Annotated in this window: 12 protein-coding genes; 5 read left to right on the forward strand and 7 right to left on the reverse strand. The window is 66.7% G+C overall.

Annotated elements, in window-relative coordinates:
* Positions 1-95 precede the first annotated feature (95 nt).
* The gene (gene pbpC / locus JL2886_RS12085) at positions 96-2,114 is read left to right on the forward strand and encodes a penicillin-binding protein 1C (RefSeq protein WP_065272234.1); all 2,019 of its coding nucleotides are present in this window, start codon (positions 96-98) and stop codon (positions 2,112-2,114) included.
* Between the two features lie 20 nt (positions 2,115-2,134).
* Here pbpC and JL2886_RS12090 read toward each other — a convergent pair whose 3' ends face one another.
* The 4 genes from JL2886_RS12090 to JL2886_RS12105 are packed head-to-tail and all read right to left on the reverse strand — an operon-like array spanning position 2,135 to position 8,891.
* Entirely contained in the window at positions 2,135-4,186 is a 2,052-nt protein-coding gene (locus JL2886_RS12090; protein ID WP_065272235.1) for a hypothetical protein, read from the reverse strand.
* Positions 4,187-4,195: 9 nt separating this feature from the next.
* Positions 4,196-6,979 carry a DUF4159 domain-containing protein gene (locus JL2886_RS12095; RefSeq protein ID WP_065272236.1) on the reverse strand — a complete coding sequence of 928 codons (2,784 nt, stop codon included), beginning with the start codon at positions 6,977-6,979 and terminating at the stop codon, positions 4,196-4,198.
* Complete coding sequence (locus JL2886_RS12100; RefSeq protein ID WP_065272237.1) at positions 6,976-7,887, reverse strand: DUF58 domain-containing protein; 912 nt, start codon at positions 7,885-7,887, stop codon at positions 6,976-6,978. Before JL2886_RS12100 ends, JL2886_RS12095 begins: the two co-directional genes overlap by 4 nt.
* Complete coding sequence (locus tag JL2886_RS12105) at positions 7,884-8,891, reverse strand: AAA family ATPase (RefSeq protein ID WP_065272238.1); 1,008 nt, start codon at positions 8,889-8,891, stop codon at positions 7,884-7,886. Before JL2886_RS12105 ends, JL2886_RS12100 begins: the two co-directional genes overlap by 4 nt.
* A gap of 64 nt (positions 8,892-8,955) precedes the next feature.
* Between JL2886_RS12105 and JL2886_RS12110 the strand changes: the two genes are divergently transcribed.
* The 4 genes from JL2886_RS12110 (at position 8,956) to JL2886_RS12125 (ending at position 11,967) form a co-directional block, all read left to right on the forward strand.
* Positions 8,956-9,540, forward strand: coding sequence for a DUF1285 domain-containing protein (locus JL2886_RS12110; RefSeq protein ID WP_065273674.1), 585 nt, complete (start codon positions 8,956-8,958; stop codon positions 9,538-9,540).
* 196 nt (positions 9,541-9,736) lie between these two features.
* Positions 9,737-10,489: a hydroxypyruvate isomerase family protein gene (locus JL2886_RS12115; RefSeq protein ID WP_065272239.1), complete on the forward strand. Its 753-nt coding sequence runs from the start codon at positions 9,737-9,739 to the stop codon at positions 10,487-10,489.
* Positions 10,490-10,609: 120 nt separating this feature from the next.
* The gene (locus JL2886_RS12120; protein WP_065272240.1) at positions 10,610-10,837 is read left to right on the forward strand and encodes a DUF2798 domain-containing protein; all 228 of its coding nucleotides are present in this window, start codon (positions 10,610-10,612) and stop codon (positions 10,835-10,837) included.
* Between the two features lie 98 nt (positions 10,838-10,935).
* Positions 10,936-11,967: an aminoglycoside phosphotransferase family protein gene (locus tag JL2886_RS12125; protein WP_065272241.1), complete on the forward strand. Its 1,032-nt coding sequence runs from the start codon at positions 10,936-10,938 to the stop codon at positions 11,965-11,967.
* Positions 11,968-11,977: 10 nt separating this feature from the next.
* Here JL2886_RS12125 and JL2886_RS12130 read toward each other — a convergent pair whose 3' ends face one another.
* The 3 genes from JL2886_RS12130 to JL2886_RS12140 all read right to left on the reverse strand — a co-directional run bounded on the left by JL2886_RS12130 (position 11,978) and on the right by JL2886_RS12140 (position 14,366).
* A complete protein-coding gene (locus JL2886_RS12130; RefSeq protein ID WP_065272242.1) occupies positions 11,978-12,673 on the reverse strand; it encodes a FadR/GntR family transcriptional regulator in 696 nt (231 codons plus the stop codon).
* Positions 12,674-12,702: 29 nt separating this feature from the next.
* The gene (locus JL2886_RS12135; protein ID WP_065272243.1) at positions 12,703-13,527 is read right to left on the reverse strand and encodes a sulfite exporter TauE/SafE family protein; all 825 of its coding nucleotides are present in this window, start codon (positions 13,525-13,527) and stop codon (positions 12,703-12,705) included.
* A gap of 191 nt (positions 13,528-13,718) precedes the next feature.
* Positions 13,719-14,366 (reverse strand): bifunctional 4-hydroxy-2-oxoglutarate aldolase/2-dehydro-3-deoxy-phosphogluconate aldolase, encoded by a 648-nt coding sequence (locus JL2886_RS12140; protein WP_065272244.1) that lies wholly within the window; start codon positions 14,364-14,366, stop codon positions 13,719-13,721.
* Position 14,367 lies beyond the last annotated feature (1 nt).

A 14,367-nucleotide genomic window follows, 5' to 3' on the forward strand; every position in this document is an offset into this window, starting at 1 on the left:
GCGGCTGGCGGGCATACTTGCGCGTGCTTACCAAACGGTCAGTGCGCGTTGTCTCTGTCCGTCCTGGTTCCTTTTGGCGCCGCAGCCTGTGGGCTGTGGCGGTCCTGGCGTTGCTGCTGGGCATCGGCTGGCGTCTGTTCGACGACTGGGTCGCCGATACCGAGTTGCCGCTGACCCTTGCCGAAACCTCGGTCGAGGTGCTGGACCATGAGGACCGCCTGCTGCGGGTCTACCCGGTTGGGGATGGCATCTGGCGCATGGCGCTGCAGCTCGATCAGGTGGATCCCCGGTTCACCGAGATGCTGATCGCCTATGAGGACCGCCGATTCTGGTCGCATCCGGGGGTGGATGTTCTGGCACTGATGCGCGCGGGTGGGCAGGCGCTGTGGCATGGCCGGGTGGTATCGGGCGGCTCGACGCTGACGATGCAGCTGGCGCGTCTGCTGGAGGATGGCTCGACCGGGCGCTGGTCCGGCAAGTTGCGGCAGATCCGGGTGGCCTTGGCGCTGGAGCGACGCCTCAGCAAGGCAGAGATCCTGAGGCTCTACCTCACCCATGCGCCCTATGGCGGCAATATCGAAGGGCTGCGGGCCGCCAGTTACGTCTGGCTGGGCAAGGAACCGCGAAGGTTGACGGCAGCAGAGGCGGCGTTGCTGGTGGCGCTGCCGCAATCCCCGGAAAGCCGCCGCCCGGATCGGGCGCCCAAGGCCGCGCGACAAGCACGCGCGAAGGTGCTGTCGCGGATGGTTGCTGATGGTATTCTGGACAGCGAAAGCGCCGAGATCGCAACCAAGGCGCGCCTGCCCCGGCAGATGGCTGCGATGCCCCGGCTGGCACCGCATCTGGCTGACCGCGCCCTGTCCGCAAATCCCGGCGCCCGGCGCCTGTCTCTGACGGTGCAGGCCGATCTGCAGCAGCGGATGGAGCAGCTGGTACAGGCGGCGGCGCGGCGCAGCGGCGCGCGGCTCTCGGCGGCGCTGATGGTAGTGGATCACCAGAGCGGAGAGGTGCTCGCCTCGGTCGGATCCCCCGGGTACGCCGATCAGGGGCGGCAGGGATTTGTCGATATGACACAGGCGCTGCGCTCTCCGGGCTCGACGCTGAAACCGCTGGTCTACGGGTTGGCCTTTGATCGCGGGCTGGTGCACCCCGAGACGCTGATCCATGACGGTCCGGTGGATTTCGACGGCTACGCGCCGCAGAATTTCGACGGTGTCTTTCGTGGCGACTTGCGGGTGCGCGAGGCGTTGCAGCTGTCCCTGAATATCCCGGTGGTAAAGCTGACCCGCGAGCTGGGGGCGGCGCATCTGATGGCGGCCCTGCGCCGGGGCGGTGCCAGCCCCCGATTGCCCGGCGGTGGCAAACCGGGGCTGGCGATCAGCCTTGGCGGGCTTGGCACCTCGCTGCAGGATTTGGTGCAGATCTATACCGGGCTGGCCGCGGGCGGGCAGGGACCGGCGCTGCGGGTGCTGCGGGGGGCGTCGCAGCAGGATCGCCCCCGGATGATATCGGACGTGGCGGCCTGGCAGTTGGGCGATGTGCTGCGCGGGCTGGCGCCGCCACCCGGGGCACGGGCCGGTGTTCTGGCCTATAAGACCGGCACGTCCTATGGCCACCGCGATGCCTGGGCGCTGGGCTGGGACGGGCGCCATGTGATCGGCGTCTGGATGGGCCGGGCGGATGGCACGCCGGTGCCGGGGGCCTTTGGCGGTGATCTGGCAGCGCCGGTGCTGTTCGAGGCCTTTGGTCTGCTGAAACCCGATTTTGACGCGCTGCCACCGCCGCCCGCCGCGACCCTGATCCTGTCGGCGGCGGAATTGCCCGCGCCGCTGCGCCGCTTCCGGGCACGGGACGCGGTATTCGAACCGGCAGAGAATGCGCCGCAGATGCTGTTCCCCCCGAATGGCGCCCGGCTGGCGCTGGAGGGCGGCGGGCTGCCGGTCAAATTGCGCGGCGGCACTGCGCCTTTCGTGGTACTGGCGGATGGAAAACCGGTGCTGCAGGGGCAGCAGGCGCGGGAGTTCGAAATCCCCAGTCCCGGCCTTGGTTTTTCCGATCTGGTGGTGGTTGATGCGGCGGGCCGCTCGGCCCGGGCCGCGATCGAAATCGACTGATAGCAGATCTGCTACTGGGGTCAGCCGCGTCCCTCGCGCAGCCAGCCTGCGGTGATCAGCGCGGCAATAACCAGCAGCACCAGCCAGGCAGGCAGCAGCGGATGCTGTGACACCGACAGGGTTTCATAGGCCTCGCGAGGGGTCAGACCGATCCAGCCACGTCCGGCGGCCGGGCGCCCCTCGCGCACATCGCGCAGGCGCGGCAGACCGTCCTCCAGCCGCAGGATACCGCCCCGCGCTGTGGCGACCACCGGGCGCAGCACCTCGCCGGTGGCGACGGTTTCGCCGAACTCCCGGGGCGCCGCCGGACCCAGCCCGATGACGGCAGAGGCCTCGCCTTCGCTGAGGTGGTACAGGCCGATCTCGGCGCCTGTATAGCTGCCCTGCCAGACACCGGGGGCCCGTTCCTGCAGGTCCAGCACCGTCTCGGACCCATCCGGCGCGGTGATGGTGACGGCGCCGATGCTGTCCTGCAGCGTGCGCCGGGTGATCTGCATCTTCTGGCCGGTGGCCTCGGCGGTCAGAACCTCTTCCTCCAGCTCCGGCTCTTTCATCATCCAGTGGGCCAGGCGGCGCAGCAGTTCCAGCTGCGGCCCGCCGCCTTCATAGCCGCGGCTCCATAGCCAGGCATGATCCGAGGCCAACAGCGCCACGCGTCCCTCGCCTTCGCGGTTCAACACCAGCAGCGGCCGATCCTCGACCCCCTCCATCAGAACATGTCCCTGCGGTTCCTGCAGATCGATCTGGCGCAGCCAGCGGCCCCACGTCCCGTCTGTGCTCTCCCGTTTCAGTCCCGAGGTGACAGGGTGGCGGGCGCCAAGATCGGTGACCTGGGGCAGATAGGGCTGTTCGAAGACCCGCGCCGTGGGGCTGGCGGGCAGGACCGCCGACAGGGGGCTGCGGTAGATGCTGGCGGCGCTGGCGAAATCGGGCCCCGCCGCGATCAGAACGGCGCCGCCCTTGGCCACGTAATCGGCCACATTGTCGAGATAAATCGCAGGCAAGATGCCGCGTCGTTTGTAGCGGTCAAAGATGATCAGATCGAAATCGTCGATCTTTTCCAGAAACAATTCGCGCGTGGGAAAGGCGATGAGGCTCAGCTCATCCACCGGCACCCCGTCCTGCTTTTCCGGTGGGCGCAAAATGGTGAAATGCACCAGGTCCACCGAGCTATCCGATTTCAGCAGGTTGCGCCATGTGCGCCCGCCGGGGTGCGGCTCTCCTGACACCAGCAACACGCGCAGGCGGTCCCGCACGCCGTTGATCTGGATCAGCGCCGTGTTGTTGCGGGCGGTCAGCTCTCCGGCAGCTTCGGGTACCGAGAATTCGATCACGTTGCGCCCGCCATGCGGCAGGGCGATGGGCAGTTCGAAATCGACACCGACCGGCAGGGTGAACCGTTTCGCCTCGGCGCCATCGATCGCAATTTCCAGCGGCGCGGTTGCGGCGGCGTCAGGCGCGGCGCCCTGATCCTCGATCCGCAGCGTCAGGGTGACGGGTTCTCCGATGATGCCAAAGGCGGGCGCGTTGCGCACCACAAGGCGGCGGTCCCAGTCGCTGTCTTTGCCGGTCAGCAACAGGTGCAGCGGCGCAGGCAGCTCGGGGGCCTGATCGGCATCGTGGATCTGACCGTCCGACAGGGCGATAATCCCCGCGATCCGGCCACGCGGCGCATCGGCCAGCGCATCGGAAACCGCCTGCATCAGGGCGGTGCCGCTGTCATCGGCGGCATCCGGCAGGGTGACCCAGCGCGTTTCGGTATTGGGGCGGGCCTCTAGCGCCTGTCTCAGCTCTTCTTCGGCCTCGGCCATCTGCTCGGGCCGGGCAGGCAGGCTCTGGCTGGCGGTTTTATCGGCGACCACCACCACGATATCGCTTAAGGGGGCGGTGTTTTCGTTCTGCACCACTGGCCCAGCGAGCATTGCCAGCAGGCCAAGGGCGGCGCCCGCGCGCAGCAGCCAGCCGCGCATCCGCGCCCAGATGGCCAGCGCAAGGCCCAGCACCGTCACGGCGGTGAGCGCCCAGATCACGGGCCAAGGCAGTAGGGGATCGAACAGGATCGTCTGTGTCATCTCGGCTCCCTATTGCCCCAGCCGTTCCAGCAGCGCCGGAACATGGACCTGATCGGATTTGTAATTGCCCGTCAGCACATGCATCACCAGATTGACGCCAAAGCGCAGCGACAGCTCGCGCTGACGCTCACCGGCATAGCCGCGCCCGACCGGGCGCAGTGGGCGGCCATTGCTGTCCACCGCCCAGGCCGAGGCCCAATCGTTGCCGCCGATCACCACCGGCGTCACCCCGTCGTTAAGCGTGCGGAAGGGGATGCCTTCGTCTTGCTCTGCATCGGGCGGCGCGGCTTCGACCCAAAGCGGGCCGCGCGGATGGCGGCCGGGGAAGTCCTGTAGCAGGTAGAAGGTCCGGGTCAGCACGTGGTCCGGCGGCAGCGGCTCCAGCGGCGGAATATCCAGCCCCAGCGCCAGCTGTTGCAGGCGGCGCGCTTCGGGGCTGGTGGCGCCGACGGCGGCCAGATCGGCGTCGCGGGTGTCAAACAGGATCATGCCACCGCTGCGCAGGTAGGCGTTGAGCCTTGTATAGGCTGCGGCCGAGGGCATTTTCTGATCCGCCGTCACCGGCCAGTAAAGCAGCGGGAAGAACGCCAGCTCGTCCCGTTCCAGATCGACGCTTGCGGGCGTTGATGGCTCGACCGAGGTGCGGAAGAACAGCGTGTCCGACAGGCCCTGCAGACCGGCCCGGGCGATCCGGTCTACCTCTGCATTGCCGGTCAGCACATGCGCCAGGGTCAGCTCGGCGGCCAGCGCGACCGGATCGGCGGCGCCACTTTGCTGCGCTTGGGTCGGACGCGGTGATATCGCACCAAGCGCAAGCGCCGCCGCGAGCAAGGGCACAAGGGCGGTGCTGCGCCGCAGTTGCGCCAGCTGGCCAGAGACCAGCAGGGTCGCCAGCACATCCAGCGCCAGCAGCACAAGGGCCAGCCCCAGCAAGGCACCACCAAGCGGGCGTTCCTGCGCCGTGCTGTAGCCGGAAACCGGAACCGAGGCAGGCCAGGACGCCGCCGTCAGGCTATCGCCCGCGCGCAGCACGTTGCGTGCGAGGGTCTGATTGCCGCCATCATACAGGCCGGGCTGCAGCGCCGGGCCTGCCGGGGCGGCGACCAGATCAGGCCCTTGCACACCGGGCAGGGTGCCTGCCTCACGGCTGCGGCCAAATCCATCCAGCACCGAAACAGGCCGCCAGACGGTGCCTTCCAGGCTGGTTGCCTCGGGCGTGCCGACGGCCGAAGAAACCGCTAGCCGTTCCAGCATCTGCACGAACAGGCCAGAGAGCGGCAGGCTACTCCATTCGGCATTGGCGGTGACATGGAACAGCACCACCTGCCCCTGCCCCAGCGGCTTGCGGGTGACCAGCGGAGTGCCATCGCCAAGGGCGGCGATCACGCGGTCGGCAAGGGATGGGTCCGGCTGGGCCACCACCTGCGCCGAGACGGTGACTTCTTCTGGCGTGCGCAGCCCGGCAAAGGGAGAGTCATCCTCGAAAGGCGCCAACGTCTTTGGCTCACCCCAGCTCATGGCGCCGCCGATGCTGCGTCCGCCAAGGCGCAGACGCACTGGCATCAACGGTTCTTCCTCGCTGCGTGCGGTATCGCTGGCGGCCAGCCGTGGGCCGGCGAAGCGCACCAGCAGCCCGCCTTCCTCGACCCAGTCGATCACCGCCTGTTCCTGCGCCGGGGGCAGGCGGGCGACATCGGCAAGGATGATCACATCGGGATTGGCGGGCAGCAGATCGCTGAGCGCGCCTTCCAGCAGGTCCGCCGTGGGCGCCAGTGCCTGACGGAGGTAGTGCAGCGGCGACAGCAGCGCGAGGCCCTCGTCTTCGCTTTCCGAGGCGATCAGCGCGACCTCGCGGCGGCGCAACCCGTCATCGGCCAGGGCCACGGCCCCGGCGCTGCGCTGGCCTGCCAGTTCAAACCGGGTAATCCGGGCGCGCAACTCGGACGGCAAGGATAGGCGGACGCTTGCGTTTGTGGCGCCTGCATCGAAACGGGCGGTGGCCTGAGCGAGGCTGCGCAGGGTGCCGCCGGGATCGCGGCCCCGGGCCTGCACTAGCATATCCCGTGCCGGGCCAGGCAGGCTGCGCTCCACCGTCAGCTCCAGCGCGCCATCGGCATAGCTAGGCGGTGCCAGCGCAAAGGCGGCGCCGGGCTGCTCCAGCACCTGCAGGGCGCCGCGGTCCGACAGCGCCTCGGTCAGCTGCTCCCGCCCGGGATAGTCCAATCCATCGCTGAACCAGAGCGTGTCAAAGCCTTCTGTGGCTTCACTGATATGTGTGAGCGCGTGATCCACCTGATCGGCAGCCGGTTGCCAGGGATTGGGGGTGAGGCCGGCGACCTGCCGAGCCCAGTCGCTGGCGGCAAGGAACTGTAGCGGTTGCGGATCGCTCAGCCGCAGGACGGCGACGGTGCGGTCGCTGCGCCCGGCCTCCTCCAGCCGCGCGGTGATCTGATCGCGGGTCTCCTCCCAGCCATTAGCCCCGGCCCAGGTGGCATCCAGCACCACCAGCAGCGGTCCGCTGCCGCTGTCGCGTTCTTCCGGGTTCAGCACCGGACCGGCCAGACCGATGATCGCTGCCGCCAGCGCCAGCATCCGCAGCAGCAGCAGCCACCAAGGGGTGCGGTCGGACAGGCTTTCGTCATCGCCAAGGCCCAAGAGCAAGGTCACGGCGGGAAAGGCCTGCCGCCGCGGCGCAGGCGGCACAGCGCGCAGCAACAGCCACAGGATCGGCAGAGCCAGCAGGCCCAGCAGCAGCCAGGGATAGGCAAATCCGATACCGGCAATAAGGGTCATGCGGAGGACCTTTCCAGCGCGTGATAGAGCCACATCAGAGCAGCCTGGGCGCTGTCACCCGTGTGATGCAGACCCAGCCGCCAGCCTGCGGTGCGGCACAGCGCTTCCAGCGCGTCGCGCCGTTCGGCCATGCGGTCCAGATAGCGGTCACGTAGGGCCGAGGCCTTCAGCGTTTCATGCACCAGCCCGCCGGTCATGCTATGAAACCGGGTACGCCCGGCAAAGGGAAAGCTTTCCTCGCTTGGGTCCAGAACCTGCAACAGCACCCCGCGCACGCCGCGGTCGGCGGCCTTGCTCAGCGCCAGTTGCAGTTCGTCAAAGGGGCCAAGGAAATCGGAGATGAACAGGGCGCGGGCATGGGGCACCATGGCGCGGTGCTCGGGGGGTGCGTAATCGGCGTCGTCCTCGCGGTTCAGCATCTCGGCCAGACGCAGGATCTGGGCCTTGCCGCTGCGCGGGGGCAATCTACCGCCAGTGAGGCCCACGCGTTCGCCGCCGCGCAGCATCAGAACCGAGACTGCCAGCGCCAGCAGGCGCGCACGGTCGATCTTTTGCGGCAATTCGGGGCTGGAGGAAAACCGCATCGAGGCGCCAAGATCGGTCCAGACATGCACCGTCTGGGCGATCTGCCATTCCCGTTCGCGCACGAATTGCACATCGCCCCGGGCCGAACGCCGATGGTCGATCATGCGGCGGCTGTCGCCCTGTTGCAGGGGACGGTATTGCCAGAAATCATCGCCAGTTCCGGCGCGCCGCCGCCCGTGTTCCCCCAAAAGGACAGCACCTGCCAGCATCTGCGCATCGACCAGAAGCGGCGGCAGGGCGCTGGCCTCCCCTTCGGCCCGGTGGCGCAGATCTGCGGCCGGGGCGACGGGAGAAGACGCGTCAGAGGCGGCGGGTTGGGTCACGCGGCGGCTCCGGTGCGGGTCAGCTCGGCAGCGGTGCTGTCGATCAGATCGGCTAGGCTGTCACCCCGCGCGCGGGCCGAGAAGTTGAGCTGCATCCGGTGGGTCAGAACCGGCCGGGCCATATCGATTACATCCTCGGCATTGGGCGCCAGCCGAGCCTGCAGCAGGGCGCGGGCGCGCACCGCCAGCATCAGGGCCTGGGCCGCGCGCGGCCCAGGACCCCAGGCGACCGTATCGACGACGCGCTGCGAGGCGCCCGGTTCTTCGGGGCGGAAGGCGCGGACCAGGTCCAGGATCATCTCGACCACCGAGTCGCCCACCGGCATGCGCCGCAGCAGGTTTTGGGCGGCGATCAACTCATCGGCGGTAAAGACCTGATGCGCCTCGGCCTCGCTTGCACCAGTGGTGGCCAGCAGGATGTCCCGCTCGGTCTTGCGGTCGGGGTATTGCACGTCGATCTGGAATAGAAAGCGGTCCAGCTGCGCTTCGGGCAGGGGGTAGGTGCCTTCCTGCTCGATCGGGTTCTGGGTGGCCAGCACGTGAAAGGGCGTACCAAGCAGCCGGTCTTCACCTGCGACGGTCACCGTGCGTTCCTGCATCGCCTGCAGCAGCGCCGATTGGGTCCGGGGGCTGGCGCGGTTGATCTCATCCGCCATCAGGAGCTGACAGAACACCGGCCCTGGCACGAAACGGAAGGCGCGGCTGCCATCGGCGGCGGTGTCCAGCACCTCCGAGCCAAGGATATCCGCCGGCATCAGGTCGGGGGTGAACTGAATCCGGTTGCCATCCAGCCCCATCACCGTCGACAGGGTTTCTACCAGCCGGGTCTTGCCCAGGCCGGGCAGTCCGACCAGCAGTCCGTGACCGCCGCACAAAAGGGTGGCAAGGGTCAGGTCCACGACCCGCTCCTGGCCGATAAAACGGCGGGTGATCGACTCCCGCGCCTGTTGCAGCTTGGCTTCGAGCGCTTCGATGTCGGCCAGCAGATCATCGGGTTCGGACATGACTTTCCTTTCACGGCGCATATATGGTCTTAGTGTATCTCGCCCAACGGAAATGGCAAAAACAATGAGCGGACAAAACATCGTGACACCGACAGCCGACGGCATAGCAGCCGCAGCCACTGCGGCCAAGAAAGGCAAGGGATTGCCGCCGGTCCACTTGTGGAACCCGCCGTTTTGCGGCGATCTGGACATGCGCATCGCCCGGGACGGGACGTGGTTCTACCTTGGCACCCCCATCGGCAGGTTTGAGCTGGTGCGGCTTTTTTCATCAATCCTGAAACGCGAAGGCGACAAGTATTTCCTGGTGACGCCGGTCGAAAAAGTCGGAATCACCGTCGATGATGCGCCTTTCTTGGCAGTCGATTTCGAAGCCTCTGGCGCGGGAGAGGATCAGGTGCTGTCCTTCACCACCCATGTCGGCGACAGCGCCGTGGCGGGGCCGGATCATCCGATCCGGGTGGTGCGGGATCCCGAGACTGGCGAGCCGTCGCCTTACGTGATGATCCGGGCCGGGCTTGAGGCGCTGATCGATCGCAAGAGCTTTTACCGGCTGGTCGAACTGGGTAGCCATCATGACGGGTGGTTCGGCCTGTGGTCATCTGGGGAATTCTTCCCGGTCATCCCATCGGCAGAGCTGGATCAAGGCTGAAACCGCCCCAGAACTCCCGCCTTTCCGGCGCGTCGCAGGGAGCGAATTAAGCTATCGTTAGCAGGTTCTGGCATTTTGGGTAAAATAGAGTCGATTTTGTGGCAATATTGTGGCGGTTGCGTTTAATGCACCGTTTTCCCGCCCTTGGCGCCGAGTCTGCGAGGCCTTAAATCTGCGGCAAACGACAGGAGCTCCGATGCCAAGGTTTGCCGCAAATATCTCAATGCTCTTTGCTGAGTTGCCCTATCTTGAACGGTTCGCAGCGGCGGCTCGGGCCGGGTTCGACGCGGTTGAGATCCTGTTTCCCTATGAACTGGCGGCCAAGGAAACCCAGCGGGCGCTGGTGTCGAACGGGCTGGAACTGTTGCTGATGAACGCGCCGCCGCCGAATTACACTGGCGGTATGCCCGGCTATGCGGCGCTGCCGGGCGGCGGGGAACGGTATCAGCGCGATATCCGCCGGGTGCTGCGCTACGCCGAGATCCTGCGCCCCGGCGCCATTCACATCATGGCCGGTTATGCGACGGGGGATCTGGCGAAACAGACCTTCATCCAGAACCTGCAGTGGGCCGCTGATCGCGCGCCGACGCAGCAGTTCACCATCGAACCGCTGAATGTCGGGGACCAGCCGAACTACTTCCTGAACGACTACAATCTGGCGGCCGAGGTTCTGCAGGCGGTGAACCGCCCGAACGTGGGGCTGCAGTACGATGCCTATCACGCCCAGATGATCCACGGCGATGCGCTGAAGGTCTGGGAGACCTTCAAGGAGCATGTGGTGCACGTGCAGATCGGCGCCGCACCTGGGCGCTGTGAGCCGGGCACCGGTCCCGTCGACTTCGAAGAGCTTTTCGCAGCCATCGACGACAGCGGCTACAAGGGTTGGGTCAGCGCGGAATACACCCCTTCGACCCTGCGCACCGAAGACAGTCTCGGCTGGATGCTCTGAGCGTTTTTTGACCAGAATTCTCCAGGTGCGTTCACGCGGGATTACGATCCCGCGCCCCGGTCTGGCAATTGGTTGCTCCCTGCCACATATTCCTGCCGGAATGTGAACAAGGAGTCTTCCATGCTGCCCGCCCGTTTCGCGCCTGTTCTGTTTGGCTTCCTGTTGTCCGGGATCATGTCGGGCATCGTGATTATGGTGGCAACGCTCAGGACGCGCGGTTTCAGCGCGCAGGCCTTTGATACCTGGCTGACCTCCTGGCTCTATAGCTGGCCAGTGGCCTTCTGCGTGGTGCTGGTGGTGGCGCCGCTGGTGCGGCGCTTTGTGAACGGGCTTGTTAAACAGGGCTAGGGGGTGACCACGCATATCGGGCGGCATGGCTGGACGGGGCGGCGAAAATCCTCCAGACCTGTGGCCCACGTCCTTTGTTGCTGCAAGGTGCCCTGCCTATGATGTCTTCCCCGCCCTCTGCCTCCGTTCAGCAGGATCCCACCATCGCCGACTTTCTGGCCAAGCAGGGAGAGGCGGATGCAACCCTGTTGCCCTTGCCCGGCGATGCTTCGGCGCGGCGGTATATGCGGCTGGACGGGCGCGGCAGGATGCTGATGCAGGATCCGAGTGATCCGGCGGGGTTTGCCGGTTTCGTGTCTCTCGCTCGGCATCTGACAGAACTGGGCCTGAGCGCGCCGCAGGTCTATGGCGCCGATCCGGACACCGGCCTGGCCCTGATCGAAGATTTCGGTACCCAGACCTATAGCGTGCAGCTGGCTGCCGGGCGAGACGAGAGCATGCTCTATGCCCTCGCGGTGGATGCTCTGTTGCACCTGCACCATCATCCGCAGGCCGCATCGGTGCAGGTGCCAGCGTATGATCTGGCGACCTTGCTGGAGGAATTGTCGATCTTCTCCCACTGGTTCGCGCCGACGCTGCGCCCGGACATCGACCCGGAGGCGTTCGACGCGGAGTTCCGCGATCTGTGGCGGGAGCCGCTGACCCTGTCGCTGTCTGGTCCGCGCACATTGGTGCTGCGCGATTTTCACGTCGACAACCTGATGGAGCTCAGCGACCGCGACGGAGTGCGCCGCTGCGGACTGCTGGATTTTCAGGACGGCGTGACCGGTCCTGCGGAATACGATCTTGTATCGCTATTGCAGGATGCGCGCCGCGATCTGGAACCGGGGTTGGACCAGGCAATGCTGAACCGCTACATCGCCGCCGCGCCGGAGGCCGCCGGTGGCGCTGATGCGATCACCCGGCGCTATCACCTGCTGGGAGCGCAGCGCCATACCCGCATTGCCGGTGTGTTCCTGCGCCTGCATCAGCGCGACGGCAAACCCGGCTACCTGCACTTCCTGCCCCGCGTCTTGCGCCAGATGCAGGTGGGGCTGGATGCTGCCGGGCTGACCGAAGTGATCGCATATCTGGATCAGACGCTGCCGGGTTGGCGTGGTGCAGGTCCGGCGCTGGCAAAGGCTGGATAAGCGCCCCGGATCAGGGTGCCGGATCGGCCCGCGACAGGGTTTCTGATACGCTGTGCAGGTGGGTCTTCATTGCCTCTGCCGCGCGCGTTTCGTCGCCTTCGATGATCGCACTCGCCAGCGCCTGGTGCTGCTGCGCCAGCATCTCGAACACCGCGCCAGAGTAGGTTTCGGCGCGCGGGCGGATCCAGCTGGCCTCCTGACGCACGCTGCGGATCGCCTCGTACATGGTCAGGAACAGCGCGTTATGCGCCATTTCCGCGATCTTGTAGTGAAAGATATCATCTGCCGCATCATAGCTGCGCTGATCTTCTGCGGATTGGGTGGCGGCTGCGATCTGGGCGAATTGCGTGCGCTCCTGCGGGGTGGCGCGGGTCGCGGCCAGCGCCGCAAGGCGGGGTTCCAGTGACAGGCGCACCTCGATCACCTCGGCCGGAGTCACCCGCCGCGCCAGCGGTTTCAGGCGTGCGGCATCGGTGGCCGGGGGCGGCAGCACAAATGTGCCCTGCCCCCGGCGCCGGAAGATGGTGCCATCGGCGGCCAGCAGATCGAGCACCCGCCGCAGCCGCGCCCTGCTGATACCGTGGCGCTGGGCCAGCTCCCGTTCGGGCGGCAGGCGGCCATTCTTCAGCGGCGCGCCTTCGGCGATCTCCCGGCGCAGACGCGCAGCGATCTCGGTATCCGAAGGCGGGGCAGGGGGCGGTGTCATGGCAGGATCAGCCTCTGTTCAGCCTCGGATCAACCCAGAAACAGGTCTTTGAACATCCGGGCGGAGGTAATCAGCAGGAACAGCCCAAAGGACAGGCGCAGCCCCCGGCGCGGGATGCTATGGGCCAGTTTGACACCAACCCGGGCAAAGGTCGTGCTGAGCGGGATGATCACCGCCGCAAGCAGAAGGTTCACATAGCCGAGCGAGAAGGGCGGGAGACCTTCGGAGCCGAAACCGGTCGCCATGTAGATCAGCGCGCCCGGCACCCCGATAATAAAGCCGATTGCGGCAGAGGTGCCCACGGCCTTGCGGATGTCATAGCCAAGGAAGTTCAGCATCGGTACGCAAACGGTGCCGCCGCCGATACCCATCATCGCCGAAATCGACCCGGCCACGACGCCAAGCCCGGCCCAGACCGGTTTGGAAAAGCTGCGCGGAGTGTCGCTGTCTTGCGCCTTGCGCAGGATCATGTCGAGCGCGACGATCACCGCCACCGTGGCAAAGACCGCGATCAGCACCTGCCCCGAAACGATACCGCCCAGCACGCCGCCGATGACCACGCCCACAAGGATCGACGGTGCCCAGAGCCGCAGCAACGCCATGTCGATGGCGCCTTTCTTGTAGTGGCCATAGCCGGAGGACAGCGAGGTGAAGACGATGGTCGACAGCGAGGTGCCCACCGCCACCTGCATGGTCAGCGCGGGTTCCATTCCGGTCAGCGACAGGGCGAAGTAAAGCGCGGGCACGATGACGATTCCGCCGCCAACGCCAAGAAGGCCGGCAAGGACACCACCGATGATGCCAGAGCCGGCTGCAACGGCGACCAGAGGGAGGAGGGTTTCGAGTTCAAACATGAGAGATCGTCTTTCTGGTGGTGAACGCTACAGGGCGGGTGCTGTCGGAAGTCCGGCCGCGCGCCCGTCATCATATGGCAAGATGAGGGTCGCAACCAATTCTAAATTGGTTGCGATACATCGCGGAACGGGCCCCGGCTGTCAAGGCCGGTGCTCTCGGTCCCTTGTTTTGTCGGTGGGTGTTCTGGAGCTCAGCCTGCCAGTTGCCGCGCGGCGCGGGCCAGTTCGGTGATCCCGGCCCAGTCGCCCGCCTCGATCAGGTCTGCCGGGGCGACCCAGCTGCCCCCGGCGCAGACCACATTGGGCAGCGACAGGTAGGTGCTGGCATTGCCCGGGCTGACGCCGCCGGTGGGGCAGAAGGAGATCTGCGGCAGCGGCGCGCCGATGGCTTTCAGCGCGGGCGCCCCGCCCGAGGCTTCGGCGGGGAAGAATTTCAGCATGTCATAGCCGCGCTCCAGCAGGCGCATCGCTTCGGAGGCGGTGGCGGCGCCGGGCAGCATCGGCAGGCCTGCGGCCTCACAGGCGTCCAGAAGCTGATCGGTGGCGCCGGGCGAGACGCCAAATTGCGCGCCAGCCTCGACCGCCGCTGCAACGTCATCGGGGGTGACCAATGTGCCTGCGCCGACCACGCCACCGGGCACCTTTGCCATCTCGCGGATGACATCAAGGGCCGCTGGGGTGCGCAGGGTGACTTCCAGCGCGGGCAGCCCGCCTGCCACCAGCGCCTCGGCCAGCGGGCGGGCGTGGGCGGCGTCATGCACCACCAGAACCGGAACGATAGGTGCCATCTGGCAGATCTCGCGGGTGCGGGCGCTGGCCGCCTTTGGTGAAATTGACATG

Source organism: Phaeobacter gallaeciensis, assembly GCF_001678945.1.
Taxonomy (GTDB): Bacteria; Pseudomonadota; Alphaproteobacteria; order Rhodobacterales; family Rhodobacteraceae; genus Phycobacter; species Phycobacter gallaeciensis_A.

Excerpts from the sequence above, each read along its gene's own strand:
- JL2886_RS12090 (WP_065272235.1), bottom strand. The coding sequence starts at position 4,186 with ATGACACAGACGATCCTGTTCGATCCCCTACTGCCTTGGCCCGTGATC.
- JL2886_RS12095 (WP_065272236.1), bottom strand. The coding sequence starts at position 6,979 with ATGACCCTTATTGCCGGTATCGGATTTGCCTATCCCTGGCTGCTGCTG.
- JL2886_RS12105 (WP_065272238.1), bottom strand. The coding sequence starts at position 8,891 with ATGTCCGAACCCGATGATCTGCTGGCCGACATCGAAGCGCTCGAAGCC.
- JL2886_RS12110 (WP_065273674.1), top strand. The coding sequence starts at position 8,956 with ATGAGCGGACAAAACATCGTGACACCGACAGCCGACGGCATAGCAGCC.
- JL2886_RS12115 (WP_065272239.1), top strand. The coding sequence starts at position 9,737 with ATGCCAAGGTTTGCCGCAAATATCTCAATGCTCTTTGCTGAGTTGCCC.
- JL2886_RS12120 (WP_065272240.1), top strand. The coding sequence starts at position 10,610 with ATGCTGCCCGCCCGTTTCGCGCCTGTTCTGTTTGGCTTCCTGTTGTCC.
- JL2886_RS12125 (WP_065272241.1), top strand. The coding sequence starts at position 10,936 with ATGATGTCTTCCCCGCCCTCTGCCTCCGTTCAGCAGGATCCCACCATC.
- JL2886_RS12130 (WP_065272242.1), bottom strand. The coding sequence starts at position 12,673 with ATGACACCGCCCCCTGCCCCGCCTTCGGATACCGAGATCGCTGCGCGT.
- JL2886_RS12135 (WP_065272243.1), bottom strand. The coding sequence starts at position 13,527 with ATGTTTGAACTCGAAACCCTCCTCCCTCTGGTCGCCGTTGCAGCCGGC.
- JL2886_RS12140 (WP_065272244.1), bottom strand. The coding sequence starts at position 14,366 with ATGTCAATTTCACCAAAGGCGGCCAGCGCCCGCACCCGCGAGATCTGC.